This is a genomic window from Pseudomonas sp. KH_046_2, from assembly GCF_057838985.1.
Genome location: NZ_CM174480.1, coordinates 4,891,751 through 4,916,728, shown reverse-complemented (window position 1 = coordinate 4,916,728; position 24,978 = coordinate 4,891,751). Strand labels below are relative to the sequence as shown.

Genomic DNA, 24,978 nt, shown 5'->3' with positions numbered 1-24,978 from the left:
TTGTGCAAGTAAAAAGACGATTGTTGGCGTTATCCAATAAACGTTATTACTCTTCAGCAGTTTAGTTGACGCCCGTTTTGTGATGATCTCGCGGCAGTTGTCGCCCCCCAGAGAAATGGAGATGCAACGATGGCGCAATCACCGAACAAGCTTCGCCTGAGCGCACTGATCGCATTGGTGGTGGGTTCGATGATCGGTGGCGGGATTTTTTCCCTGCCGCAAAACATGGCGGCCAGGGCCGATGCCGGGGCGATCCTGATCGGTTGGGCAATCACAGCCGTCGGCATGCTCACCCTGGCGTTCGTGTTCCAGACCCTGGCCAATCGCAAGCCGGAGCTGGACTCCGGGGTGTACGCCTATGCCAAGGCCGGTTTCGGCGACTACATGGGCTTTTCTTCGGCCTGGGGCTACTGGATCAGCGCCTGGCTGGGTAACGTCGGTTACTTCGTGTTGCTGTTCAGCACCCTCGGTTATTTCGTTCCGGTCTTTGGCGAAGGCAACACGCCGATCGCCATCGTCTGCGCTTCTGTGCTGCTCTGGACCGTGCATTTTGTGGTGATGCGCGGGATCAAGGAGGCGGCGTTCATCAACCAGGTGACCACCGTGGCCAAGATCGTGCCGCTGATCATGTTCATCGTGATTGCCGCCGTGGCGTTCAAGGCGGACATCTTTACCCTCGATATCTGGGGGCGCAACAACCCGGAATTCGGCAGCGTGATGGATCAGGTCCGGCACATGATGCTGGTCACCGTGTTCGTGTTCATCGGTATCGAGGGGGCCAGTGTCTATTCGGCCCGGGCGGAGAAACGTTCCGACGTGGGCCGGGCGACGGTGATCGGGTTCATTGGGGTATTGGCGCTGCTGGTGCTGGTGAACGTGCTGTCGCTGGGGATCATGACCCAACCGCAACTGGCGGAACTGCAGAACCCCTCGCTGGCGGCAGTGCTTGAACATATCGTCGGCCCCTGGGGGGCGTTGCTGATCAGTGTCGGCCTGGCGATCTCGCTGTTGGGGGCCTTGTTGTCCTGGGCGCTGCTGTGCGCCGAAATCCTGTTCGCCACGGCGAAAGACAAGACCATGCCGGCATTCCTGACCAAGGAAAACGCCAACCATGTGCCGGTCAATGCGATGTGGCTGACCAACTCGATGATCCAGCTGTTCCTGCTGATCACGCTGTTTTCCGCTGGCACCTACACCAGCCTGATTTATCTGGCGTCCTCGATGATTCTGGTGCCGTACCTGTGGTCGGCGGCCTATGCGGTGTTGTTGTGCGCACGGGGTGAAACCTATCAACAGGCGCCCGCCGAGCGGATCAAGGACCTGCTGATCGGTGGCATCGCCCTGGGCTACGCGGTGTGGCTGCTGTATGCCGGCGGCCTGAAGTATTTGCTGCTGTCGGCGCTGCTGTATGCGCCGGGTGTGATCCTGTTCGCCAAGGCTCGTAATGAGCAGGGCAAGCCACTGTTCACGGTGGTCGAGAAAGGCATTTTCACCTGTGTCATCGGGGGGGCGGGGCTGGCAGCTTATGGGTTGTATAGCGGGTTGCTCAGCCTGTGAGGTTGTTGCTGGCGTACCAGCCGCCCTATGACTGGCCGGCGTTGCTGGGGTTCTTGTCTGCGCGGGCGATCGTTGGCCTGGAAACGGTGGTCGAGGGTGTCTACTCGCGCAGCATCGACTTGCATGGCGTTCACGGTACGTTTTCGATCCAGCCTGCTGCATCCGATGCACTTGAGCTGAATCTGGACTTTCCGGATGCTGCAGCCGTGCCCGAGATCGTTGCGCGAGTGCGGCGAATGTTCGACCTGGATGCCGACCTGTCCACGATTCAACGGCACCTGGCGGTTGATCCGCTGATGGCGCGGTTGATTGCCGAGCGCCCGGGCCTGCGTGTACCGGGGGCGTGGGATGGGCTGGAACTGGCGATCCGCGCGGTACTGGGGCAGCAGATTACGGTGGTGGCGGCGATCAAATTGGCGGGGAAACTGGTGGCGCAGTACGGCACGCCGTTGAGTTCAGCACTGCCGGGATTGACCCATGTATTTCCCCAGGCCAGCGTTTTGGCAGACGCAGATCTGGCGACTCTGGGTATGCCGAAAAGCCGAGGCCGGACGTTGTCGGGTGTGGCTCAGGCGCTACTCGATGATCCGCGATTGTTTGAGCCCGGTCGGGAGGGGGGCGTAGTGCGGTTGCTGGCCTTGCACGGGATTGGTGACTGGACGGCGCAATACATTGCCTTGCGTCAGTTGCGGGAGATGGATGGGTTTCCCAATGGTGATGTCGGGCTGATCAATGCGCTGGCAGCGCTGGAGGGTGGGCCGGTGACGGCGAAGCAGCTGTTGTTGCGGGCTGAAGGGTGGCGGCCTTATCGAGGGTATGCGGCGCAGGTGTTGTGGACTTCTTTGAGTCGGGTGGACTGATCGGGAGCGAGTTTAGTGTTGTCTCCACTGGCGCCATCGCGAGCAGGCTCGCTCCCACATTTGATCGCGGTTGGCCGGGAGAACCCGGTCACCTGTGGGAGCGAGCCTGCTCGCGATAGCTATCTCAAGGTCACCACCACTGCGCGGGATGTGAACCCAGTTCAGTCGCGGGCAATACCCACTGTAGTGGCGTCCCGATGATCTTCAGGGGCACCTGCAACCGATGCGCCGGCCCCCAGGGCGTTTGCTCAACCGGCATCCCCTGGTCGTTTTGGCCTTCGGCGCGCAACGGCTCATCCGGGCCGGCACCTTGCTCGATCAACAACTTCGCCGTACGCGCCAACGACAATCGCGCCGAGCCCCCGGTACCGTCGTTCAACCGCTGTGCCAACAACCGGATCGCACTGGCCGCCATCAAGTACCCGGTGGCGTGATCGAGGGCTTGCACCGGTAATGGCGTCGGCTTGTCCGCCTGTTTCCAGCGCATGCCCGCTTCGGCAATGCCGCTGCTCATCTGCACCAGGCTGTCGAAGCCCCGCCGGTTTTGCCAGGGGCCGCTCCAGCCATAGGCGTTGAGGCAAACATCGATCAGGCCGGGGTTCAGTTGCCAGCGCTCATTCATGCCCAGGCCAAGTCGTTCCAGCGCATCGGCGCGATAGCCGTGGAGCAGAATGTCGGCATCCTTGAGCAGGCATTCGAATGCAGCGCGGTCGGACCTGTCGTTCAGATCAAGACGCGCGCAACGTTTTCCCAAGGTGACCTCCGGTACCACCCCAGGCTCGTTCCAGGTCGGCGGATCGATGCGCAAGACATCGGCGCCCAGGCCTGCCAGAAAGCGACTGGCGATGGGGCCTGCCAGTACTCGGGTCAAGTCCAGCACCTTGATGCCGGCCAGTGGTCGAGCCACTGAACCTGTCCACGGTTTGCGGCTCTGGCTTGGGTGGTTGGCGAACAGAACCAAGGGTTCGGCATTGACCGCCTGGCCTTGAGGATGGACCTGCCATTGTTCCCAGGTGCGCATTTCGGCGGCGCAACCACAGGCATCGACCACTGCCTGCTCGAGCTCGCTTTTCGCCCATCGGGCCACTTGGCCGGCCATCGCTGCGCGGTCGGTACAGGCACCGAGCACGCTTTCGGCAGCGGCGCGGTGATGGGGGGCGTTGGTGTGCAGGCGAATCCAGCCATCGCGGGCGGCGTAGTCACCGGCGATCGGGTCCCACAACGGCGGAACGCTCCAGCCAAGCGGGCGAATCGAAGTTGCGAACCAGAATGATGCGAGGCGTCGGTCGACCTCAAGGTCGGGCAGGCGGCCGGTTTGCTGGTGCAACAGTTCGCTGGCGGCCTGGCCGGCGGCTGCGATGCTGGCGCAGGCCAGATCCGTGACGGCAAACGCCGAGGGCAGGGCGCCGCTGGAGGTGAATGGAATCGGGGTGTGAGGCAAACCGAGTGCGGCTTGAATGGACGTGAGCAGATCAGTCATCGAAGGGCCCTCCGGAGCGAGAGCCAGATCTTAGTCCAAAAAATTCCAGGTCAGATGAAATCCTTCTGTGGGAGCAAGCTCGCTCCCACAGGGGATCTTCGGTAGGTTTTTAAACGCGGAACTGATCCATCAACTTCATCTGGTGGGTGGTCAGGGAATTGAGCTGGCTGCTGATCTGCGCCGATTCGGTGGCCTGGCCGGTCAGGGTTTCGGTGACGGTGCGGATCGCCGAGACGTTGCGGTTGACCTCTTCGGCCACGGCGCTTTGCTGCTCGGCGGCGCTGGCGATTTGCAGGTTCATGTCGCTGATCACGGTGACCGCGTCGCTGATCTTGCCCAAGGCCTGGACCGCTTGCTGGATCTGCCCGGCGTTGCTGTGGGCCTGGGTCTGGCTTGAGTGCATGGTGGCGACCACGCCGCGGGTGCCGCTCTGGATGCGTTCGATCACCAGGCGAATTTCTTCCACCGAGTCCTGGGTGCGTTTGGCCAGGTTGCGCACTTCATCGGCAACCACGGCAAAGCCTCGACCGCTTTCACCGGCACGGGCGGCTTCGATGGCGGCGTTGAGCGCCAGCAGGTTGGTTTGTTCGGCGATGCTGCGAATCACCTCCAGCACCGAACCGATCTGCTCGCTGTTGACCGCGAGGGCTTCGACTTCGGTCACGGCCTTGCTGACTTCTTCGGCCAGTTGATTGATGTCGCGGGTGCTGCGCTCGATGATCGACATGCCGTCGCGGGCCGACTGGTCGGCACCTTTCGCCGCATTGGCCGCGTTCGAGGCGCTGTTGGCGACATCGTGGGCGGTGGCGCTCATTTCATTGGACGCGGTGGCGACCTGGTCGATTTCGCGGAACTGCACCTGCATGCCTTCACTGGTCTGGCGGGCGATTTCCGAAGACTGGTCGGCGGTGCCCCGGGCATCGGTGATGCTTTGCTTGATCTGCGCGATGGTCGGTTGCAGTTTGTCGAGGAAGCGGTTGAACCAGCTCACCAGTTCGCCCAACTCGTCCTTCTTGCTGTAGTGCAGGCGCTGGGTCAGGTCGCCGTCGCCACTGGCAATGGCCTTGAGCATGTCGGCCACGCTGTTGATCGGGCGGGTCACGCCGGACGCGGTGAGCCACATCAGCAACAAGCCGAGCAGGCCGGCAATCACCGCCACCGACAGCGCCTTGAGCGTGCCGCTTTGCTGGGCATCGTCGAGTACCGCTTGCAGCTTCACCGAGTCGGCCAGCAGCACTTGCCTGGGCAGGTCAATCACCACGGCCCAGGCCTTGGCATCGGCAATCGGGCTGACCGGGTACACCGCGCGGATCAGGTCGCCTTGCTGGAGAATCTTCGGTGCGCCACTCGCGAGCAATTGCAGGATGTCCTTGCCATCGCCGCCCAGGGTGTCGCCGATGTTCTTGCCGACTTTGCCGGCATCGACACTGTAGGCGGCCAGCACGCCAGTGCCGGAAACGATGAGCATGTGCCCGGCACTATTGAACAGGTCGCGCTGGGAGTCGACCGCCGCCGCTTGCAGGGCGTCGAGGGCGATGTCGATACCGACCACACCGATGGACTTGCCATTCTCCAGCAACGGTACGGAAATGGTGGTCATCAACACTTCCTTGCCGCCGACAGTATCGGCGTAGGGGTCGAGCAGGCAGGTGCGCTTGCTATCGCGCGGGCAGGTGTACCAGACGTTGTACGGCGTGCCGCTGAGGTTCAGGGTGGTTTTGGTCATGTCCTCTTCGACCATGATCGTGTTCAGCGTTTCGCCACCGGCACGGCTGAAGTAGGTGGCGAAACGACCGATCTCGTTGGACTGGCGCGCCGCATCATCGACGAACTCGCTGTCCTTGCCATCCAGGCCGTTGGGTTCGAACGCCAACCAGATCCCCAGCACTTTGCTGTTGCGCTCGAAGGCGGTTTTCAGGCTCTGGTTCAACTCTTCACGCAGGGCGCCGGGTTCAAGGGAGCGCTTGGCGGCCAGGATGCGCATGTCCTGGACCTGATCCGCGAGGGCGGTCACCACCGTCAGGGTTTCACCGAAGGTCTTCTGCACCCGCACCGCTTGCTCGGCGGCCTTGGCCTGGAGCAGGTCCTGTCCACTGGCGGTGAGCATTGTGCTGCTGGAGTCGCTGACCAGGTCATCGTTCTGATTGGTCTGGTAGATGTTCATGCCCACGATCAAGGCGACTACGCCCAGCAGGCACAGACCGGACAGCAGGACGATTTTCAGGCGGATGGACAGTGAGTCGAACATAGGGCGAACTCGCGAATGGATGAAGTGTTGGCTGTGGGCCGTTGCGGCTCACTCGCTAAATCCATTTAGCGCCGATCAATGCACATCGGCGTGGCGTTGAGGTTACATGAGGGGCAACCCGACGAACGGTAATGGTTGAACGTTTGCGCAGGAAAATGTGCCGAAAAGCGCTTTAAAACGAAGAAAAATCGCGGAGTTGTTCAGGAGAGTTGCGGCAGTGATTCCGGTCGCGACCAGATCCACAGGTTGCCCAGGCCCATCCCGGCAATCGCCAGGTAGATCGGCCAGCCGTGATCGAGCATCACTAACATCAGACCGGCACATAACAGCATGCTGACTGTGGCGCTGACTTTTGCCCGGCGCGCGATGATCTTGCCGTTGCGCCAGTTGAGGAGGATGGGGCCGAACAGCCGGTGGTTTTCCAGCCAGGCACTCAGGCGCGGCGAACTGCGCGTCGCGGCCCAGGCGGCGAGCAGGATGAACTCGGTGGTAGGCAGGCCGGGTATGACGATGGCGATCAGGCCGATGCCCAGGCTGACGTAGGCCAGCAGGCCGAAGAGGAGGCGGGAGAGTTTTGAAGAGGTGGGCATGGGTTCAAGGGATTTCGTCGGATCTCGCAGACTTGCTCGGGCCTCTGTGGGAGCGAGCTTGCTCGCGATGGCGGAGTGTCAGTCGACATGTTTTTAATGTCAGGCCGCAATCGCGAGCGAGCTCGCTCCCACAGGGGTGGTGGTGTGTCAGGCGATTTCTGGCGCGGTAGCGTAAGCCTGCTCCAGCAATACGGTAAACCGGTTGAACGCGTCGATAGCGCCTTTTTCCACGTCGGCTTCTTCCTGGGCGCTGAAGGCCAGGCCATCCAGGGTCTTGACGAAGCTCTTCCAGCCTTCAGCGCGGCCACCGGCCGGTTCGCCGAGGTGGCGGGCGCCGAAGGTTTCGCTCAGGCCAAGGCCCACGGCACGCTTGATCAGGAACGCCGCACCAAGCTTCGAACCTTCCGAAACAAAGATCCAGCCCAAGGCTTCGGCCTTGGTCGGGTGCTTCAACGCACCGACGACAGGCGCCGGTACGTCGGTGTCCAGGTCCGCGAGGTCGGCCCTGGCTGCATCGGCGCGGCAGCGAGCCGGCAGGTCCGGGACGATGGCGGTCAGTTCGGCATCGTTGTACAGCGACACCAGTTCCGACTGGAACAGGTACTGCGCCACTACGAAGCGGGCAAAATTGGCCGGGGTTTCAAACGGGGCATGGGCCTTGACCAGCGCATCGAGCTTGCTGTGCGGCTCGTTGGTGATCTGGTTCAAACGTTGCGAACGCAGGTTGGGGCGTTGTTCGGTGGCCTGGGTAGTCATGGCAATTCCTTGGAGAAAGAAGAGGCGCTTGGTAACGAGACGAACAGCAAGGCACCTGACAGTAAAAAATCCTCACCGGGCGGCTTGATTTAACCGCCCGGCGGGATGAACGGATCAGATATCCCAGATCAGGTTGACCGCAAAGTTGCGACCCGGCTGGGTCAGGCGATCGAGGTTGGCCGGTTGGGTCACCGAGGCTTCGCCAACGCTGTCGTAGCCGCGCACGTCATCCCACAGCCAGTATTTCTTGTCGGTGAGGTTGTAGACGCCGCCGCTGACGGTCACGTCGTCGGTCACCTTGTAGAACGCACTCAGGTCCAGAATGCCGAAGCCCGGGGTCTTGAACTGGGTGCTGGTGCCGTCCGGGGTCTTGAAGCTGGTGCTGTCGACGCGGTCCTTCTTCTTCACCAGCGTCCAGCTAAGCAAGCCGCCGTAGGTGTCCTGCTCGTAGCCGAGGCCGAATACGCCGGTCAGCGGGTTGACGCTGTTGAGCGGCTCGCCGTTGTCGTCGTTGCGACCGTAGGCATAGGCCACCGAGCCCTGGGTGTAGAGGCCTTGCGGCGCGCCGAAGGCGTCCAGGTTCAGGCGACCCTTGACCTCGGCACCCTTGATGGTGGCGTGCTTGATGTTGTTGCTCTGGAACGTGGTCTCGGTGTAGCCAGGAGTGATGGCGTTCTCGTTAATGAAGTCGCGGTATTTGTTGTAAAACACTGCTACGTCAAACGATCCCTGCTCGAAGTTGCCGCGCAAACCCGTCTCGTAGCTTTTGCTCTTTTCCGGTTCGAGGTCCGGATTCGGCGCGACCTTATAGCCGCCAGCGATGTTTTCGAAACGACCGTACAACGCCTTGGCGGTCGGGGTGCGGAAGCCTTCGGCGTACTGGCCGTACCACGTGTAGTGGTCGTTGAAGCTGTAGGTGGTGCCGAACTTCGGCGACAGGCGATGCCAGGTCTTGGTCTCGTCGCTCACCACGCCGTTGCGGCTCTGGTCGGCGGTGGCCAGGAACTCGTCGGTGATGTGCGGTTTGAGCTCGGTGTAGTCGTAGCGAGCACCTGGCGCAAAGGTCCAGTTGCCCCAGCTGATCTGATCCTGGGCGAACAGGGCGTAGCTGTTGATGGTCGGGTCCGGGAAGTCACTGGCGGGTGTCAGCGTGTCGGTGGCGCTAGGAGCGCCAATGACACGGCAGGCGCCGGCCACGGTCAGGCAGGTGCCGGTACCGGTACGCAGGCCGGTGACTTTGTCCTGCTTGATGGTGGTGCCATAGGTGACGAGGTGTTCGGTGTCGGCGATGGCAAACGACTTGTCAGCCTGGGCATCGAATACCCATTGGCGGTCCTTGTAGGTGGTATCGCGGTTACGCAGCACGGTTCGTGACGGCGGCGCGTAGATTTCCTCGGTGGTCTGGTCGGTCTTGGCGATCTGGTAGTTCAGCGTCCACTTGATGTTGTCAGCCAGTGCGCTGTCCAGGCCGAAGCTGTGTTCCAGGCCAAAGCGTTCGCGGGTGATCGTGTCGTTACCGGTACGGGACTTGTAGTAGCCGAAACCGCGTCCGGCATTGAACGGGCCGCCCACTGCGCTCAATTGATTGGTGTCGCGGTCGTCTTTGTAATGCTCGTAGGTCAGGCCAAAACGCGCGTCGTCGGCGTAATTCCAGCCCAGTTTTGCCAGCACGCTGGTGGTGCGAGCGTCCTGGGGGTTGGCTTCAGTGCGGTTCAGGCCAGTGCCGCCGGTTTCGCCATAGGACTCTGTTTCATGACCGTTGCGTTGACTGAGATGCAACAGGCCATCGAACTCGCCGGTGCGACCGGCGATGGTGCCGGAAGTCAGCCAGCTGTCGTCGGCGGAGCTGTAGCCGGTTTTCAGGCGCGCGCCGACATCCTTGCCCGGCTTGATGATGTCGTCCGGGCCCAGCGTGTAGTAGCTGACCGCACCGCCAATGGCGCTGCTGCCATACAGCACTGACGCCGGGCCCCGGAGGATTTCCACACGCTTGACGATTTCCGGGTCGACATAGTTGCGGTTGGTCTGGGCATAGGGGCCGTTGAAGAAACCGTCGGGCACTTGAACACCATCGACCTGGGTCAGCACGCGGTCGCCATCGATGCCGCGAATGTTGTAGCCGGTGATGCCAGCGCGTTGGCCTGCGCCACCTACCGAAACACCGGGTTCGTAGCGCACCAGTTCCTTGATGGTATTGACGTTGTTGCGGTCCAGATCTTCGCGCGTGTAGACAGAGACCGTGCTCGGCACGCTGTTCACATCCTGCTCGTTACGGGTGGCGCTGATGGTCACCTGTTGCAGGTTGAGCGTGCTGCTACCACTGCGCTTTTCCAGAACGATGCTGTTGTTGCCCAGTTTGCGATAGCCCAGGTTGGTCCCCGCCAACAGGCGATCCAGCGCTTTCTCCGGTGACAGCAAACCGCGTACTCCCGGCGAGGCCACCCCTTGCGCCAATTCCGACGACACGCCGACCTGCCAGCCCGTCACGGCGGTAAAGGCATTGATTGCCGACACTAGTGATTGCTGGGGAATGGCGAACGCGTAGTCGCCCATTTTGCGGGTCGATTGCTCGGTGGCAGTGGCGGCCATGAGCGGTGCGGTACCGGCCATCAGGATGGCGGCGGTCAGCAGCGACAGCACGCGGGAAGGTGTAGGGGCTTGGCGGGTAAGGCGAGGGGACATCGATAGCGCTCCGTGTCGCACGAATCTTTATAGGTGCTGATTGGCAGGGTGAGATGCGAATCAATTGCATTGGCTATAACGAGACGTACGGGGTTTGGCTATCGAGTAAAAATAATTCTCATTCAGTTCAGGATGACCAATGCCGGGAATTCCTGGAGCCGGGCCGAGGTGATGTGGGCCAGGGAACGAACCACGTCCAGCGGCTGATCGAGGCGGTAGTTGCCCGTCACGGTGACATCGGCCAACTGTTCGTTGTTGTTGATGATCCAGCCCGGGTAGTAGCGGCGAAGTTCTGCCAGCACCTGGTTCAACGGGCAGTTTTCGAACACCAGCCGTCCCTGGACCCACGCCAGGTCGGTGGCTGCATCCAGTTTGGCCGGGCGATCGAAGCCGTTGGGGCCGATGCGAATGCTTTCCCCGGCGGACAAGCGCACCCGCGCATCATCCCGGGTGGCGCGCAAGTCGACATCGCCGCGTTGCACCCGCACCTGCGCCACGCCGTCGAGGTAACGCACGGCAAATGCCGTATCGCGAACGCTGGCCGTGACCGGGCCAGCGTCGATTTCCAGTGGTTGGCCGCGATTGGCCTGCACTTCGAAAAACGCTTCGCCCTGATACAGGCGGGCGACACGTTGCTGGTCGTTGATGGTGCTTGAGAACGCCGAATTGGTATTGAGCAGGACCTTGGACCCGTCCTCCAGTTGCAGGCGCTGACGCTCGCCGACCACAGTCAGGTGATCGGCCTGCAGGCGCATTGGCAAACTGCTGAAACTGAACAGTCCGAGGATCAGCACGGCGGCGGTGGCCAGTGGTTTCCAGTGCGGACGCAGACGGGCGAGGACAGTGACTTTCGCTGGCCGCGCGGCCAGGCTTTGCGCGCATTGCGCCACTTGCGGGCCGTCCCAGATCGCCTGGGCCTTGGCGAACGCCTGGGCATTGAGCGGATCGGCATCGAGCCATGCATGGAACTGGCGGGTCTGCTCCTCGTCGGGACTGCCGAGCACGATCAGCCAGTCCAGGGCCTGGTCCATCGCGCTTGCGGGGTCCTGCGCCGATGAAGGCTCTGGGGAGCGGTGGTTGTCCGTCACGGTGTTTCCTCGGCAGTGTCTGTGCACGGCTGTTTTTTTAGTGAAGCGTAAAAGTGGGCCAAGGGTAGCAAAGCCCGGTGATCAGCGCAGTCGGTCCAGATAAGCGCAGGGCCTTGGCGCTCAGTTGGCGTTCAAGCGATCGGCAACCCCGATGCAGATCGACATGATCAATTTGAGTTCTTTCTGCACGGTGCTGAGGGACACGTTCAGCTCCTCGGCGATTTCCTGGTAGCTGTGCCCGTGCAGGCGGCTGAGGATGAAAATCCGCTGTTGGCGGGCGCTGAGTTGACCGAGGCTCACGTTCAGGCGCTCCAGCAATTGTTCGGCGTGGGCGGCGTCTTCGGCGCTGCTGGTGGGGGCGGCGATGCTGTGCATTACCTCCTGCGGCACGTCCTCGACCATGGTGCGCGAATGGATGCGTCGCGCGCGCAAATGGTCCAGCGCCAGGTTGCGCGCCGTCTGGAAGACAAAGGGCTCAAGATGATCGATGGCCCGTTCGCTCAATGCGCGGGTCACCCGCAGGTAGGTTTCCTGCAAGAGGTCTTCAGCAGTGCTGTGATTGTTGACCATCCGTTCCAGCGTGCGCAGCAGGGAGGTGCGCTGGGCGAGGAAAACGTGGTTGAAGCGCGACTGACTCACGGGAGAACCTGATCCATTTCGAGTAGATGATAATGCTTATCATCTACTCGAGTGGTCAAGTGCTGATTTGTGAAGCTTTATGCGCGGCCCTGCAAATAGGTGGCGTAATCGGGAATCCGATGGGGGTGCGCCTGATCCATCAACGGGCTGCTGAGCAGGTAGTCGGCGCTGCATTCATTGCAGGCCACCGGGATGTTCCATACCGCCGCGACCCGCAGCAATGCCTTGATATCCGGGTCGTGGGGCTGGGGTTCGAACGGGTCCCAGAAAAACACCAGCATGTCGACCCGCTGCTCGGCGATTTGCGCACCAAGCTGCTGGTCGCCGCCCAGCGGCCCGCTGATCATGCTTTGCACCGGCAGGTCGAGGCGTTGTTGCAACAACAACCCCGTGGTGCCGGTGGCGACCAGATCATGCCGGGCCAGTCTGTCTTTTTGCCGTTCGGCCCAGTCCAGCAGGAACGCCTTGCAGTGGTCATGGGCGACCAAGGCGATACGCTTGCGCGCCGCCATGGTTTTTTGCGTAAAGCTGATGCCGATCATCGACTGTTGCTCCGGGCTTATTCAGCGTTGCACAGCGCCAGGCAGTTATCGAGCATGCGGTTGGAGAAGCCCCATTCGTTGTCGTACCAGGCCAGTACCTTGAGCAGCTTGCCGCTGGCCTTGGTGTGGTTGGCGTCGAAGATCGACGACAGCGGGTTGTGGTTGAAGTCGCTGGAGACCAGCGGCAGGGTGTTGTACCCAAGGATCTTGGAGTGCTGGCTGGCTTCTTTCATCAGCGCATTGACCTCCTCTGCGCTGGCTTCTTTTTTCAGATGCACCGTCAGGTCCACCAGCGACACATTGATCACCGGGACGCGCACCGACATGCCGGTCAATTTGCCCGCCAGTTCCGGCAGCACCAGGCCCACCGCTTCAGCAGCACCGGTCTTGCTCGGGATCATGTTCTGGGTGGCCGAACGGGCGCGGTACGGATCGACGTGATAGACGTCGGTCAGGTGCTGATCGTTGGTGTAGGCGTGGATGGTGGTCATCAGGCCGCTTTCGATGCCAAGTTCGCGGTGTAGCACCTGAGCCACCGGGGCCAGGCAGTTGGTGGTGCACGAGGCGTTGGAAATAATCTGGTGCGATTGGCGCAGAATGTCGTGGTTCACCCCGTAAACCACGGTAGCGTCGGCGCCTTTGGCCGGGGCCGAGATGATCACTTTGCGCGCGCCCGCCGTAATATGCGCGGCGGCTTTGGCCCGGTCGGTGAACAGACCGGTGCATTCGAACACCACATCAATCTTTTCCGCGGCCCAGGGCAGGTCGGCCGGGTTGCGGATGGCGCTGACCGAAATGCGGTCGCCGTTGACCGTCAGGCTCTCCTGGTCGTGCTGAACATCGGCATCGAACGTGCCGTGAACGGTGTCGTACTTGAGCAGATGAGCATTGATCGCGCTGTCGCCCAGATCGTTGATGGCGACGATCTGCAGATCCTGACGGTAGCCCTGGGTATAGAGTGCGCGCAGGACATTACGGCCGATGCGGCCAAAACCATTGATTGCGATTCGAAGAGTCATAGTGCGGCGCTACCGTCGTTTTGTTGTTGGAATTACAAGATTATTCGTAAAAAAATAGAAAACAAGCCTTTTTGATGGCAATATTTTGTTCGATCTACAACGAGTGACCTGAATCAACTGGTCCGAATGGTCAAATAAACCGTCTGTCATCCCATCGACACCGGCCTTTGATCAGCATAGACAATCAGGTCGCCACATCCGTTAGCCTGGAGTTCTACACATGCATCCCCGCGTCCTTGAGGTCACTGAACGGCTTATCGCCCGCAGCCGCGCCACGCGTGAGGCCTACCTTGCATTGATCCGCGGTGCGGCCAGCGACGGTCCGATGCGCGGCAAGCTGCAATGCGCCAACTTCGCCCATGGCGTGGCCGGTTGCGGCAGCGACGACAAGCACAGCCTGCGGATGATGAACTCCGCGAACATCGCGATAGTTTCGTCATATAACGACATGCTCTCGGCGCACCAGCCATACGAAGTCTTCCCCGAACTGATCAAGAAAGCCCTGCGCGAAATCGGCTCCGTCGGCCAGTTCGCCGGTGGCACCCCGGCCATGTGCGATGGCGTGACCCAGGGCGAACCGGGCATGGAACTGAGCCTGCCGAGCCGCGAAGTGATCGCGTTGTCCACCGCCGTGGCGCTGTCCCACAACATGTTCGACGGCGCGCTGATGCTCGGCATCTGCGACAAGATCGTGCCGGGCCTGATGATGGGCGCGCTGCGCTTCGGCCACCTGCCGATGATCTTCGTGCCGGGCGGGCCGATGGTGTCGGGCATTTCCAACAAGCAGAAAGCCGACGTGCGCCAGAAGTACGCCGAAGGCAAGGCGACTCGCGAAGAGCTGCTGGAATCGGAAATGAAGTCCTACCACAGCCCTGGCACCTGCACCTTCTACGGCACCGCCAACACCAACCAGTTGCTGATGGAAGTCATGGGGCTGCACCTGCCGGGCGCGTCCTTCGTCAACCCGAACACGCCGTTGCGCGATGCCTTGACCCGCGAAGCGGCGCATCAGGTCACGCGTTTGACCAAGCAGAACGGTGACTACATCCCGATCGGCGAAATCGTCGACGAGCGTTCGCTGGTCAACTCGATTGTCGCGCTGCACGCCACCGGTGGCTCGACCAACCACACCCTGCACATGCCGGCCATCGCCATGGCGGCGGGCATTCAATTGACCTGGCAGGACATGGCCGACCTCTCCGAAGTCGTGCCGACCCTGAGCCACGTGTACCCGAACGGCAAGGCCGACATCAACCACTTCCAGGCCGCGGGCGGCATGTCGTTCCTGATTCGCGAGCTGCTGGAAGCCGGGCTGCTCCACGAAAACGTCAACACCGTGATGGGTCACGGCCTGAGCCGCTACACCCAGGAGCCGTTCCTCGACAATGGCCAACTGGTCTGGCGCGAAGGCGTGACCGACAGCCTGGATGAAAGCATCCTGCGCCCCGTCGCTCGCGCATTCTCGGCCGAAGGCGGCCTGCGGGTGATGGAAGGCAACCTCGGTCGTGGGGTGATGAAAGTCTCCGCCGTAGCCGTGGAAAACCAGGTCGTCGAAGCGCCAGCCATGGTGTTCCAGGATCAGCAGGACCTGGCCGATGCCTTCAAGGCCGGTTTGCTGGAAAAGGATTTTGTCGCGGTGATGCGCTTCCAGGGCCCGCGCTCCAATGGCATGCCGGAGCTGCACAAGATGACGCCGTTCCTCGGCGTGCTGCAGGATCGCGGCTTCAAGGTGGCACTGGTGACCGACGGGCGCATGTCCGGCGCGTCGGGGAAAATCCCGGCGGCCATCCATGTCAGCCCCGAAGCTTATGTCGGTGGCGCTTTGGCGCGGGTGCAAGAGGGCGATATCATCCGCGTCGATGGCGTCAAAGGCACCCTGGAGCTTAAGGTGGACGCCGAAGAATTCGCAGCGCGCACACCGGCCAAAGGCCTGTTGGGCAACAACATCGGCACCGGTCGCGAACTGTTTGGTTTCATGCGCATGGCCTTCAGCTCGGCGGAGCAGGGCGCCAGCGCCTTCACTTCTGCCCTGGAGACGCTTAATTGAAACTGGCTTTGGTCGGTGACATCGGTGGGACCAACGCACGTTTCGCGTTGTGGAAAAACCAGCAGCTGGAATCGGTCCAGGTGCTGGCGACAGCAGATTTCCCCAGCCCCGAAGAGGCAATCAGCCTCTACCTGAATGGCCTGGGGCTGGCGCCGGGGGCGATGGGTTCGGTGTGCCTGTCGGTGGCCGGTCCCGTCAGTGGCGATGAATTCAAGTTCACCAACAATCACTGGCGCCTGAGCCGCAAGGGTTTCTGCCAGACCTTGCAGGTCGAGCAACTGTTGCTGGTCAACGACTTCTCGGCCATGGCCCTGGGCATGACCCGTTTGCAGCCCGGCGAATTCCGCGTGGTCTGCGAAGGCACGCCGGAGCCGTTGCGCCCGGCGGTGGTGATTGGCCCGGGCACGGGCCTGGGCGTCGGCACCTTGCTCGATCTGGGCGAGGGCCGGTTTGCCGCGTTGCCGGGGGAGGGCGGTCACGTCGATCTGCCATTGAGCAGTCCGCGTGAAACCCAACTCTGGCAGCACATCTTCAACGAAATTGGCCATGTCAGTGCAGAAACAGCCCTGAGCGGCGGCGGTTTGCCCCGTGTCTATCGGGCGATCTGTGCGGTGGACGGGCACACGCCGGTGCTCGACACACCGGAAGCCATCACCGCTGCCGGGCTGGCGGGTGACCCGATTGCCGTGGAAGTGCTTGAGCAGTTCTGCTGCTGGCTCGGTCGCGTGGCGGGCAACAACGTGCTGACCACCGGTGGACGCGGTGGCGTGTACATCGTTGGCGGAGTGATTCCGCGGTTTGCCGATTTCTTCCTCGAAAGCGGTTTCGCCCGGTGCTTCGCCGACAAGGGGTGCATGAGCGATTACTTCAAGGGGATTCCGGTGTGGCTGGTGACAGCGCCGTATTCGGGGTTGATGGGGGCGGGTGTGGCGCTGGAGCAATCAATCCCTGCTTGAAACCCGATTACCTGTAGGAGCGAGCCTGCTCGCGATGGACTTGAAGGCACCGCGTACATTCAGAAAGCACGCGTTATCGTTGACGTCCATCGCGAGCAGGCTCGCTCCTACAGTAGTTTTGGGGTGTTTGCAGTTTCAGCGCATCAGGCATAATCCGCCCAATTCAAACAACAAGGACGCCGCCCGTGAGCTCAGTCAACAAGTCGATTTTGTTGGTCGATGACGATCAAGAGATACGCGAGTTGCTGGATACCTACCTGACCCGCGCCGGTTTTCAGGTACGTACCACGCCCGACGGTGCCGGCTTTCGCCAGGCGCTGAACGAGGCGCCGAGTGATCTGGTGATCCTTGATGTGATGCTGCCCGACGAAGACGGTTTCAGCCTGTGCCGCTGGATTCGCCAGCATCCGCGCCAGGCGCAGGTGCCGATCATCATGCTCACCGCCAGTTCCGACGAAGCCGACCGCGTCATCGGCCTGGAACTGGGCGCCGACGATTACCTCGGCAAGCCCTTCAGCCCACGGGAATTGCAGGCGCGGATCAAGGCATTGCTGCGCCGCGCGCAGTTCGGTCAGGAGCGCAGTGGCGGTGAGGTGCTGGCCTTCGATGACTGGCGACTGGACATGGTCAGCCATCGGCTGTTTCACATCGACGGCGAAGAGGTCATTCTCTCCGGCGCTGATTTCGCCTTGCTGAAACTGTTCCTCGATCACCCGCAGGAAATCCTCGACCGCGACACCATCGGCAACGCCACCCGCGGCCGTGAACTGATGCCCCTCGATCGCATCGTCGACATGGCGGTCAGCCGGTTGCGCCAGCGCTTGCGCGACACCGAAAAACCGCCACGGCTGATCCGCACCGTGCGCGGCAGTGGCTACCAACTGGCAGCCAACGTGGTTGCCAGCAATGGTCACTGAGTCTTTGCGCAAGCTCGCCGCCAAGGTGCCGATGCCGCGTTCACTGCTCGGGCGGATGTTGTTGCTGACCCTGCTGGCGGTGTTGTTCGCCCAGGCATTGTCGAGCGTGATCTGGGTGTCGCAACTGCGTGCCACGCAACTCGAGGGTCTGGTCACCAGCGCCCGCAGCCTGGCCCATTCAATGACCGCCAGCGTCAGTTATTTCCGTTCGTTGCCGGTGGCGTTTCGACCCTTGGTGCTCGATCAGTTGCGCAGCATGGGCGGCACCCGGTTCGTGGTGACGCTCAACGACAAACCCCTGGGCATGGAAGTATTGCCCATCACCCCGCGCAAAGAGGCGGTGCTCAAAGCGGTGGACGAGGTGTTGCGCCAGTCCCTCGGTCAGGACACGGACATCTCGGTGACCTTCGTCAGCCCGGAAGATCTGCGCATCTTCAATGGCGGCCTGAAGCTCGACGAGTTGCCACGCTCCTGGGCGCACTACGCGCTGACCCTGGAACCGGTGAATCCGCCAGTGCTGGTCACGCAGATCCAGATGGCGCCGGGTGAATGGCTGTACATCGCCTCGCTGTTGCCCGAGCCCTACACCAGTCTTGAAGAGCAGGGCCTGCCAGCGCAGCAGGTGTGGTTCATCGTCCTGACCAGCAGCTTTTTGCTGTTGTTCATCGGCCTGCTGGTGCACTGGCAGAGTCGTCCGCTCAAGCGCCTGGCGCGGGCGGCGCGGGACCTGTCGCTGGGGGCTGACGTGGAACCGGTGGCCGAAGGCGGGGGTAGCGAAGTGGTCGAGGTCGGGCGCGCCTTCAACACCATGCGCGAGCGCATCAGCCGTTACCTGACCGAGCGCAGCCAGTTGTTCAGCGCCATTTCCCACGACCTGCGCACGCCGATCACCCGCCTGCGCCTGCGGGTTGAATTGCTCGAAGACGAAACGCTGCAAGCCAAGTTCGGGCGCGATCTGGATGAGCTCGAATTGCTGGTCAAGGGCGCGCTGCAATGCGTGAAAGACACCGACATCCACGAGAACATCGAGCCGGTGGACCTCAACCATGTGCTCGACTGTCTGGTGGAACCCTATCTCGCGCCGAACGGCAATGGCCGCGTGACCCAGCAGGGGCGGGCGCTGGCGGCGTACCCGGGGAAACCGCTGGCGCTCAAGCGCTGCATCGGCAACCTGATCGACAATGCGTTGAAGTACGGGCAGAACGCGCACCTGCACATCGATGACGACGAAAGCGCGTTCATCCTGCATGTCGATGATGAAGGGCCGGGCGTGCCGGAGCAGCGGCTGGAGCAGGTGTTCGAACCGCACTTCCGCCTGGCCGGGCAGCAGCAGGGTTATGGCTTGGGGCTGGGGATTGCCCGCAACATTGCCCATAGCCATGGTGGTGAGGTCAGCTTGCAGAATTTGCGAGAGGGCGGGCTGCGGGTGACCCTTCAGTTACCCCGCTCGATGGATTGACACCGACCCTGTGGCGAGGGGGCTTGCCCCCGTTCGGCTGCGAAGCAGTCGTAAAATCAGCAACCTCATATCTACAGATAATTCGAGGGTGATCGTTTTGGGAGCGCTTCGCACTCCAGCGGGGGCAAGCCCCCTCGCCACAAGTGTTCACTCAGTGTCTATTGTCACAGCTCGGTGACATAACCCACCCCCTTCGTTACAAGCCCGCCTTCGTCCGTTGTTTATGCTGCCCCACAGTCATAACAACAAAAAAGGTACGCCATGGACACCTTCCAACCGGCCTTCAGCAGTTGGCTGAACGCACCTGCCCATCAGCAATGGCTCGCCACCGAAGGCTTGCGCCTGCTGGCCTTCGTCAAGGCTTCGAAACTGCCTGAAGGCTTCGGCAACCTCGATGAAAAAGGCCGCCTCGCGGCTGATGCGCAAGCCCACACCATGAACACCGCACGCATGACCCACAGCTTCGCCATGGCCCACATTCAGGGCTTGCCGGGTTTTGCCGAACTGGTCGATCACGGGATTGCCGCCCTGCGCGGACCATTGCGTGATGCGCTGCATGGCGGCTGGTTCGCGGCCGCCGAACATCGCGACGGCAATACCGGCAAGAATGCCTACCTGCACGCTTTCGTCGCGCTGGCCGCCAGTTCTGCGGTGGTCGCGCAGCGTCCCGGTGCGCAAGCCTTGCTCGATGATGCGATCGATATCATCGACACTTATTTCTGGAGCGAAGAAGAAGGCGCGATGCGCGAGTCTTTCAATCGCGACTGGAGCGAAGAGGAGGCGTACCGGGGTGCCAACAGCAACATGCACGCCACCGAAGCCTTCCTCGCCCTGGCCGATGTCACCGATGACAACCGCTGGCTGAGCCGTGCCCAACGGATTGTCGAGCGCGTAATTCATGGTCACGCCGTCGCCAACGATTACCTGGTGATCGAGCATTTCGACCGCGCCTGGCAGCCGCTGCGCGAGTACAACCGCGACAATCCGGCCGACGGCTTCCGCCCCTACGGCACCACGCCGGGCCATGGTTTCGAGTGGGCGCGGCTGTTGCTGCACCTCGAGGCGTCGCGGGTGAAGGCCGGGATGCTCACGCCCGGCTGGCTGGTCACCGATGCGCAAAAACTGTTCGAGCACAATTGCCTCCACGGCTGGGACGTCGATGGCGCGCCGGGCATTGTCTACACCCTGGACTGGGACAACAAAGCGGTGGTCCGTCATCGTCTGCACTGGACCCATTGCGAAGCCAGCGCCGCCGCCAGTGCCTTGCTCAAGCGCACTGGCGATGAACAATACGAACACTGGTACCGACTGTTCTGGGAATTCTCTGACAGTCATTTCATCGACCGCGAAGGCGGCAGCTGGCATCACGAACTCGACCCGCTGAACCGCCCGAGTGCCGATATCTGGCCCGGCAAACCGGATCTTTACCACGCCTGGCAAGCCGTGCTGATTCCGCGCCTGGCGCTGGCGCCGAGCATGGCCACGGCGCTGGCGCAGTTGTCCCAGAGCGGTTCTATGTAACCATGCGGTGACATTCGCGCATCCCTTCGTTACCTGCGAGGGGATATCCCCTGTTTAGAATCTTATGCAGCGCAAGCAACAGACTTGCATGCATAACAACAAGAAAGGTGCTCCTAGATGAATGCGATTTCTCGCCTCGCTACTGTCATTTCTCTCGCTTCCCTGTCTGCACTCCCTCTCAGTGTCCTGGCCGCCGAATCCAAAGGTTCCGTTGAAGTCGTTCACTGGTGGACTTCCGGTGGTGAAAAGGCAGCGGTCGATGTCCTGAAGGCTCAAGTCGAAAAAGACGGCTTCACCTGGAAGGACGGCGCAGTCGCCGGCGGTGGCGGTTCCACGGCCATGACCGTACTCAAGAGTCGCGCCGTAGCCGGCAACCCGCCGGGCGTTGCACAGATCAAGGGTCCGGACATCCAGGAGTGGGGTAGCACTGGCCTGCTCAGCACCGACGCGTTGAAAGACGTTTCCAAGGCGGAAAACTGGGACGGCCTGCTGTCGAAGAAAGTCTCCGACACCGTGAAGTACGAAGGTGACTACGTCGCCGTGCCGGTGAACATCCACCGCGTCAACTGGCTGTGGATCAACCCGGAGGTGTTCAAGAAAGCCGGGATCGAAAAAGCCCCGACTACCCTCGAAGAATTCTATGCCGCCGGCGACAAGCTCAAGGCCGCCGGCTTCATCGCGCTCGCCCACGGCGGTCAGCCTTGGCAGGACAGCACCGTGTTCGAAGACATCGTGCTCTCGGTCATGGGTGCTGACGGCTACAAGAAAGCCCTGGTCGACCTGGACCAGAAAACCCTGTCCGGCCCGGAGATGACCAAGTCCTTCACCGAGCTGAAAAAGATCACCACCTACATGGACCCGAACCGCGCCGGTCGTGACTGGAACATCGCCGCCGCCGAGGTCATCAACGGCAAGGCCGGCATGCAGATGATGGGCGACTGGGCAAAAAGCGAGTGGACTGCGGCGAAGAAAGTCGCCGGCAAGGACTACCAGTGCGTGGCGTTCCCGGGCACTGAAAAAGCCTTCACCTACAACATCGACTCCCTGGCGGTGTTCAAGCTCAAGGCCGATCGCAAGGGTGACATCGCAGCCCAGCAAGACCTGGCCAAGGTCGCCTTGGGTACCGACTTCCAGAAAGTCTTCAGCATGAACAAGGGTTCGATCCCGGTGCGTAACGACATGCTGAACGAAATGGACAAGCTCGGCTTCGACGAGTGCGCCCAGAAGTCGGCGAAGGACTTCATCGCGGACGACAAGACCGGCGACCTGCAACCGAGCATGGCGCACAACATGGCCACCTCCCTGGCGGTGCAAGGCGCGATCTTCGACGTGGTCACCAACTTCATGAACGACAAGGACGCAGACCCGGCCAAGGCCAGCGCCCAACTGGCCTCGGCTGTCAAAGCTGCCCAGTAATTCCTGTGGCATTTACCTGAGTGAGTTCCCCCTTGTAGGAGCGAGCCTGCTCGCGATGGTGTGTCAGCTGCACAGATGTTGACTGACACTCCATCGCGAGCAGGCTCGCTCCTACAAGGGATCGCACTCCGATCCTTACATCTAAACCTGGATTATCCCGATGAGCTCTGTGGCGGTTTTCAGCAAAGCCTCACCGTTCGATGCGCTGCAACGCTGGCTACCCAAGTTGGTACTCGCGCCGAGCATGCTGATCGTGTTGGTTGGCTTCTACGGTTACATCATCTGGACGTTCATTCTGTCCTTCACCAACTCCAGCTTCATGCCGAGCTATAAGTGGGTCGGCCTGCAGCAATACATGCGCCTGATGGACAACGACCGCTGGTGGGTCGCGAGCAAGAACCTCGCGCTGTTCGGCGGCATGTTCATCGGCATCAGCCTGGTGCTGGGCGTGTTCCTCGCCGTGTTGCTGGACCAGCGCATTCGCAAGGAAGGCTTCATCCGCACCGTCTACCTGTACCCGATGGCGCTGTCGATGATCGTCACCGGTACCGCGTGGAAGTGGCTGCTCAACCCAGGCCTGGGCCTGGACAAGATGCTGCGTGACTGGGGCTGGGAAGGCTTCCGTCTCGACTGGCTGGTGGATCAGGATCGCGTGGTGTACTGCCTGGTGATCGCCGCCGTGTGGCAGGCCTCCGGGTTTGTCATGGCGATGTTCCTCGCCGGTCTGCGCGGTGTCGATCAATCGATCATCCGTGCCGCGCAAGTCGACGGGGCGAGCCTGCCGACCATCTACCTGAAGATCGTCCTGCCGAGCCTGCGCCCGGTGTTCTTCAGTGCCTTCATGATCCTGGCGCACATCGCGATCAAGAGCTTCGACCTGGTCGCGGCGATGACCGCGGGCGGTCCGGGTTACTCCTCCGACCTGCCGGCGATGTTCATGTATTCCTTCACCTTCAGCCGTGGCCAGATGGGCATCGGTTCGGCCAGCGCCATGCTGATGCTGGGCGCTGTGCTGACCATCCTCGTGCCGTACCTGTACTCCGAGCTGCGAGGCAAACGCCATGACTAATCAACTCGGCAAACCATCGCTCAGCTTCAGCCGTATCGCGATCTACACAACCTTGTTGCTGGCCGCTGCGATCTACCTGATCCCGTTGGTGGTAATGCTGCTGACCAGTTTCAAATCCCCGGAAGACATCCGCACCGGCAACCTGTTGAGCTGGCCGACGGTGATTGACGGCATCGGCTGGATCAAGGCCTGGGACGTGGTCGGCGGCTACTTCTGGAACTCGGTGAAGATCACCGTGCCGGCGGTGCTGATCTCGACCTTCATCGGGGCCATGAACGGCTACGTGCTGTCGATGTGGCGCTTCCGTGGTTCGCAACTGTTCTTCGGCCTGTTGCTGTTCGGCTGCTTCCTGCCGTTCCAGACCGTGCTGCTGCCAGCCTCGTTCACCCTCGGCAAGTTCGGCCTGGCCAACACCACCACCGGCCTGGTGCTGGTGCACGTGGTCTACGGCCTGGCGTTCACCACGCTGTTCTTCCGCAACTACTACGTGAGCATTCCGGATGCGCTGGTCAAGGCCGCGCGGCTGGATGGCGCGGGCTTCTTCACGATCTTCCTGAAGATCCTGCTGCCGATGTCGATCCCGATCGTGATGGTCTGCCTGATCTGGCAGTTCACCCAGATCTGGAATGACTTCCTGTTCGGCGTGGTCTTCGCCAGTGGCGATGCCCAGCCAATTACCGTGGCCCTGAACAACCTGGTCAACACCAGCACCGGGGCCAAGGAATACAACGTTGATATGGCCGCCGCGATGATCGCCGGGCTGCCGACACTGCTGGTCTACATATTCGCTGGCAAGTATTTCCTGCGTGGGCTGACGTCCGGCGCGGTCAAGGGGTAGAACATGGCAACTCTCGAATTACGCAACGTCAACAAGACCTACGGCCCCGGCCTGCCGGACACGCTGAAAAACATCGAACTGAAGATCGATGACGGTGAGTTCCTGATCCTGGTCGGCCCCTCGGGCTGCGGCAAGTCGACCTTGATGAACTGCATCGCCGGACTGGAAACCATCAGCGGCGGCGCGATCCTGGTGGACGACGCCGACATCAGCGGCATGAGCCCCAAGGATCGCGACATCGCCATGGTGTTCCAGTCCTACGCGCTGTACCCGACCATGAGCGTGCGCGACAACATCGCTTTCGGCCTGAAGATCCGCAAAATGCCGACCGCGGAAATCGACGAAGAAGTCGCTCGGGTTTCCAAGCTGTTGCAGATCGAACATCTGCTCAGCCGCAAACCCGGCCAGCTCTCCGGTGGCCAGCAGCAGCGCGTGGCGATGGGCCGTGCCCTGGCGCGGCGGCCGAAGATTTATCTGTTCGACGAACCGCTGTCCAACCTCGACGCCAAGCTGCGGGTCGAGATGCGCACCGAAATGAAACTGATGCACCAGCGCCTGAAAACCACCACGGTCTACGTGACCCACGACCAGATCGAAGCCATGACCCTGGGCGACAAAGTGGCGGTGATGAAGGACGGGATCATCCAGCAGTTCGGTACACCGAAGGATATCTACAACAACCCGGCCAACCTGTTCGTGGCGAGCTTCATCGGTTCGCCGCCGATGAACTTCATCCCGCTGCGCTTGCAGCGCAAGGACGGTCGCCTGCTGGCGCTGCTCGACAGCGGTCAGGCCCGTTGCGAGTTGCCGCTGGGCATGCAGGATGCCGGTCTTGAAGACCGCGAAGTGATTCTCGGCATGCGTCCGGAGCAGATCGTTCTGGCGAACGGCGAAGCCAATGGTTTGCCGACCATTCGTGCCGAAGTCCAAGTCACCGAACCGACCGGGCCCGACACTCTGGTCTTCGTCAACCTCAACGACACCAAGGTCTGCTGCCGCCTGGCACCGGACGTGGCGCCGGCGGTGGGCGAGACCCTGACCCTGCAATTCGATCCGGCGAAAGTGCTGCTGTTCGATGCCAAGACCGGAGAGCGCTTGGGCGTTGCTGGCGTGCCGAAGGCCGAGGCGCATGCTGACAACGTGGCCCAATTCAAAGGCCGCTGAAGAACAAAACTGTAGGAGCGAGCTTGCTCGCGATGATCTCAATGGCGCCGCATTTAATCAGAGAGTACGCGTCGTCATTGCGTCCATCGCGAGCAAGCTCGCTCCTACAGGGGGGGATATGCGTCGGGTG

Annotated in this window: 20 protein-coding genes; 11 read left to right on the top strand and 9 right to left on the bottom strand. The window is 61.6% G+C overall.

What is annotated here, in order from left to right:
- Positions 1–129 precede the first annotated feature (129 nt).
- Both arcD and AC3IX1_RS22285 read left to right on the top strand, forming a co-directional pair.
- A complete protein-coding gene (gene arcD / locus AC3IX1_RS22290; protein ID WP_489385852.1) occupies positions 130–1,557 on the top strand; it encodes an arginine-ornithine antiporter in 1,428 nt (475 codons plus the stop codon).
- Positions 1,554–2,417 (top strand): DNA-3-methyladenine glycosylase family protein, encoded by an 864-nt coding sequence (locus tag AC3IX1_RS22285; RefSeq protein ID WP_489385851.1) that lies wholly within the window; start codon positions 1,554–1,556, stop codon positions 2,415–2,417. The genes arcD and AC3IX1_RS22285 overlap by 4 nt, the downstream gene beginning before the upstream one ends.
- A gap of 130 nt (positions 2,418–2,547) precedes the next feature.
- On the opposite strand, the gene AC3IX1_RS22280 is transcribed toward AC3IX1_RS22285, so the two are convergent.
- The 9 genes from AC3IX1_RS22280 to gap form a co-directional block, all read right to left on the bottom strand.
- On the bottom strand, positions 2,548–3,897 hold the full coding sequence (locus tag AC3IX1_RS22280) for a CoA transferase (RefSeq protein ID WP_489385850.1): 1,350 nt from the start codon (positions 3,895–3,897) through the stop codon (positions 2,548–2,550).
- A 109-nt stretch (positions 3,898–4,006) separates the two neighbouring features.
- Positions 4,007–6,145 carry a methyl-accepting chemotaxis protein gene (locus AC3IX1_RS22275; protein WP_489385849.1) on the bottom strand — a complete coding sequence of 713 codons (2,139 nt, stop codon included), beginning with the start codon at positions 6,143–6,145 and terminating at the stop codon, positions 4,007–4,009.
- Positions 6,146–6,345: 200 nt separating this feature from the next.
- The gene (locus tag AC3IX1_RS22270) at positions 6,346–6,735 is read right to left on the bottom strand and encodes a YbaN family protein (protein ID WP_489385848.1); all 390 of its coding nucleotides are present in this window, start codon (positions 6,733–6,735) and stop codon (positions 6,346–6,348) included.
- Positions 6,736–6,882: 147 nt separating this feature from the next.
- Positions 6,883–7,491: a biliverdin-producing heme oxygenase gene (locus tag AC3IX1_RS22265; protein WP_489385847.1), complete on the bottom strand. Its 609-nt coding sequence runs from the start codon at positions 7,489–7,491 to the stop codon at positions 6,883–6,885.
- A 114-nt stretch (positions 7,492–7,605) separates the two neighbouring features.
- Positions 7,606–10,173: a TonB-dependent receptor gene (locus AC3IX1_RS22260; protein WP_489385846.1), complete on the bottom strand. Its 2,568-nt coding sequence runs from the start codon at positions 10,171–10,173 to the stop codon at positions 7,606–7,608.
- Positions 10,174–10,295: 122 nt separating this feature from the next.
- Positions 10,296–11,261: a FecR family protein gene (locus AC3IX1_RS22255; RefSeq protein WP_489385845.1), complete on the bottom strand. Its 966-nt coding sequence runs from the start codon at positions 11,259–11,261 to the stop codon at positions 10,296–10,298.
- A gap of 120 nt (positions 11,262–11,381) precedes the next feature.
- Positions 11,382–11,900 (bottom strand): RNA polymerase sigma factor, encoded by a 519-nt coding sequence (locus tag AC3IX1_RS22250; RefSeq protein ID WP_489385844.1) that lies wholly within the window; start codon positions 11,898–11,900, stop codon positions 11,382–11,384.
- Between the two features lie 77 nt (positions 11,901–11,977).
- Positions 11,978–12,442, bottom strand: coding sequence for a methylglyoxal synthase (locus tag AC3IX1_RS22245; RefSeq protein WP_489385843.1), 465 nt, complete (start codon positions 12,440–12,442; stop codon positions 11,978–11,980).
- A gap of 17 nt (positions 12,443–12,459) precedes the next feature.
- Positions 12,460–13,461 carry a type I glyceraldehyde-3-phosphate dehydrogenase gene (gene gap, locus AC3IX1_RS22240; RefSeq protein ID WP_489385842.1) on the bottom strand — a complete coding sequence of 334 codons (1,002 nt, stop codon included), beginning with the start codon at positions 13,459–13,461 and terminating at the stop codon, positions 12,460–12,462.
- Between the two features lie 220 nt (positions 13,462–13,681).
- Between gap and edd the strand changes: the two genes are divergently transcribed.
- The 9 genes from edd (at position 13,682) to AC3IX1_RS22195 (ending at position 24,848) form a co-directional block, all read left to right on the top strand.
- Positions 13,682–15,508, top strand: coding sequence for a phosphogluconate dehydratase (edd, locus tag AC3IX1_RS22235; RefSeq protein ID WP_489385841.1), 1,827 nt, complete (start codon positions 13,682–13,684; stop codon positions 15,506–15,508).
- Positions 15,505–16,464 (top strand): glucokinase, encoded by a 960-nt coding sequence (locus AC3IX1_RS22230; protein WP_489385840.1) that lies wholly within the window; start codon positions 15,505–15,507, stop codon positions 16,462–16,464. The genes edd and AC3IX1_RS22230 overlap by 4 nt, the downstream gene beginning before the upstream one ends.
- Positions 16,465–16,649: 185 nt before the next feature.
- Complete coding sequence (locus AC3IX1_RS22225; RefSeq protein ID WP_008050538.1) at positions 16,650–17,381, top strand: response regulator; 732 nt, start codon at positions 16,650–16,652, stop codon at positions 17,379–17,381.
- A 31-nt stretch (positions 17,382–17,412) separates the two neighbouring features.
- On the top strand, positions 17,413–18,840 hold the full coding sequence (locus tag AC3IX1_RS22220) for an ATP-binding protein (protein ID WP_489388774.1): 1,428 nt from the start codon (positions 17,413–17,415) through the stop codon (positions 18,838–18,840).
- Positions 18,841–19,101: 261 nt separating this feature from the next.
- Positions 19,102–20,361 carry a D-mannose isomerase gene (locus tag AC3IX1_RS22215; protein WP_489385839.1) on the top strand — a complete coding sequence of 420 codons (1,260 nt, stop codon included), beginning with the start codon at positions 19,102–19,104 and terminating at the stop codon, positions 20,359–20,361.
- A 117-nt stretch (positions 20,362–20,478) separates the two neighbouring features.
- Positions 20,479–21,777, top strand: a complete 1,299-nt coding sequence (locus AC3IX1_RS22210; RefSeq protein WP_489385838.1) for an ABC transporter substrate-binding protein — start codon at positions 20,479–20,481, stop codon at positions 21,775–21,777.
- 160 nt (positions 21,778–21,937) lie between these two features.
- Entirely contained in the window at positions 21,938–22,846 is a 909-nt protein-coding gene (locus AC3IX1_RS22205) for a carbohydrate ABC transporter permease (protein WP_008032969.1), read from the top strand.
- Positions 22,839–23,684 carry a carbohydrate ABC transporter permease gene (locus AC3IX1_RS22200; protein ID WP_489385837.1) on the top strand — a complete coding sequence of 282 codons (846 nt, stop codon included), beginning with the start codon at positions 22,839–22,841 and terminating at the stop codon, positions 23,682–23,684. Before AC3IX1_RS22205 ends, AC3IX1_RS22200 begins: the two co-directional genes overlap by 8 nt.
- A 3-nt stretch (positions 23,685–23,687) precedes the next feature.
- Positions 23,688–24,848, top strand: a complete 1,161-nt coding sequence (locus AC3IX1_RS22195; protein ID WP_489385836.1) for an ABC transporter ATP-binding protein — start codon at positions 23,688–23,690, stop codon at positions 24,846–24,848.
- Positions 24,849–24,978: the final 130 nt, after the last annotated feature.

Bases quoted from the DNA above. Each gene is read 5' to 3' on its own strand.
- AC3IX1_RS22265 (WP_489385847.1), bottom strand. From the start codon at position 7,491: ATGACTACCCAGGCCACCGAACAACGCCCCAACCTGCGTTCGCAACGT.
- AC3IX1_RS22260 (WP_489385846.1), bottom strand. From the start codon at position 10,173: ATGTCCCCTCGCCTTACCCGCCAAGCCCCTACACCTTCCCGCGTGCTG.
- AC3IX1_RS22245 (WP_489385843.1), bottom strand. From the start codon at position 12,442: ATGATCGGCATCAGCTTTACGCAAAAAACCATGGCGGCGCGCAAGCGT.
- edd (WP_489385841.1), top strand. From the start codon at position 13,682: ATGCATCCCCGCGTCCTTGAGGTCACTGAACGGCTTATCGCCCGCAGC.
- AC3IX1_RS22270 (WP_489385848.1), bottom strand. From the start codon at position 6,735: ATGCCCACCTCTTCAAAACTCTCCCGCCTCCTCTTCGGCCTGCTGGCC.
- AC3IX1_RS22280 (WP_489385850.1), bottom strand. From the start codon at position 3,897: ATGACTGATCTGCTCACGTCCATTCAAGCCGCACTCGGTTTGCCTCAC.
- arcD (WP_489385852.1), top strand. From the start codon at position 130: ATGGCGCAATCACCGAACAAGCTTCGCCTGAGCGCACTGATCGCATTG.
- AC3IX1_RS22215 (WP_489385839.1), top strand. From the start codon at position 19,102: ATGGACACCTTCCAACCGGCCTTCAGCAGTTGGCTGAACGCACCTGCC.
- AC3IX1_RS22195 (WP_489385836.1), top strand. From the start codon at position 23,688: ATGGCAACTCTCGAATTACGCAACGTCAACAAGACCTACGGCCCCGGC.
- AC3IX1_RS22275 (WP_489385849.1), bottom strand. From the start codon at position 6,145: ATGTTCGACTCACTGTCCATCCGCCTGAAAATCGTCCTGCTGTCCGGT.
- gap (WP_489385842.1), bottom strand. From the start codon at position 13,461: ATGACTCTTCGAATCGCAATCAATGGTTTTGGCCGCATCGGCCGTAAT.
- AC3IX1_RS22220 (WP_489388774.1), top strand. From the start codon at position 17,413: ATGCCGCGTTCACTGCTCGGGCGGATGTTGTTGCTGACCCTGCTGGCG.
- AC3IX1_RS22205 (WP_008032969.1), top strand. From the start codon at position 21,938: ATGAGCTCTGTGGCGGTTTTCAGCAAAGCCTCACCGTTCGATGCGCTG.
- AC3IX1_RS22200 (WP_489385837.1), top strand. From the start codon at position 22,839: ATGACTAATCAACTCGGCAAACCATCGCTCAGCTTCAGCCGTATCGCG.
- AC3IX1_RS22210 (WP_489385838.1), top strand. From the start codon at position 20,479: ATGAATGCGATTTCTCGCCTCGCTACTGTCATTTCTCTCGCTTCCCTG.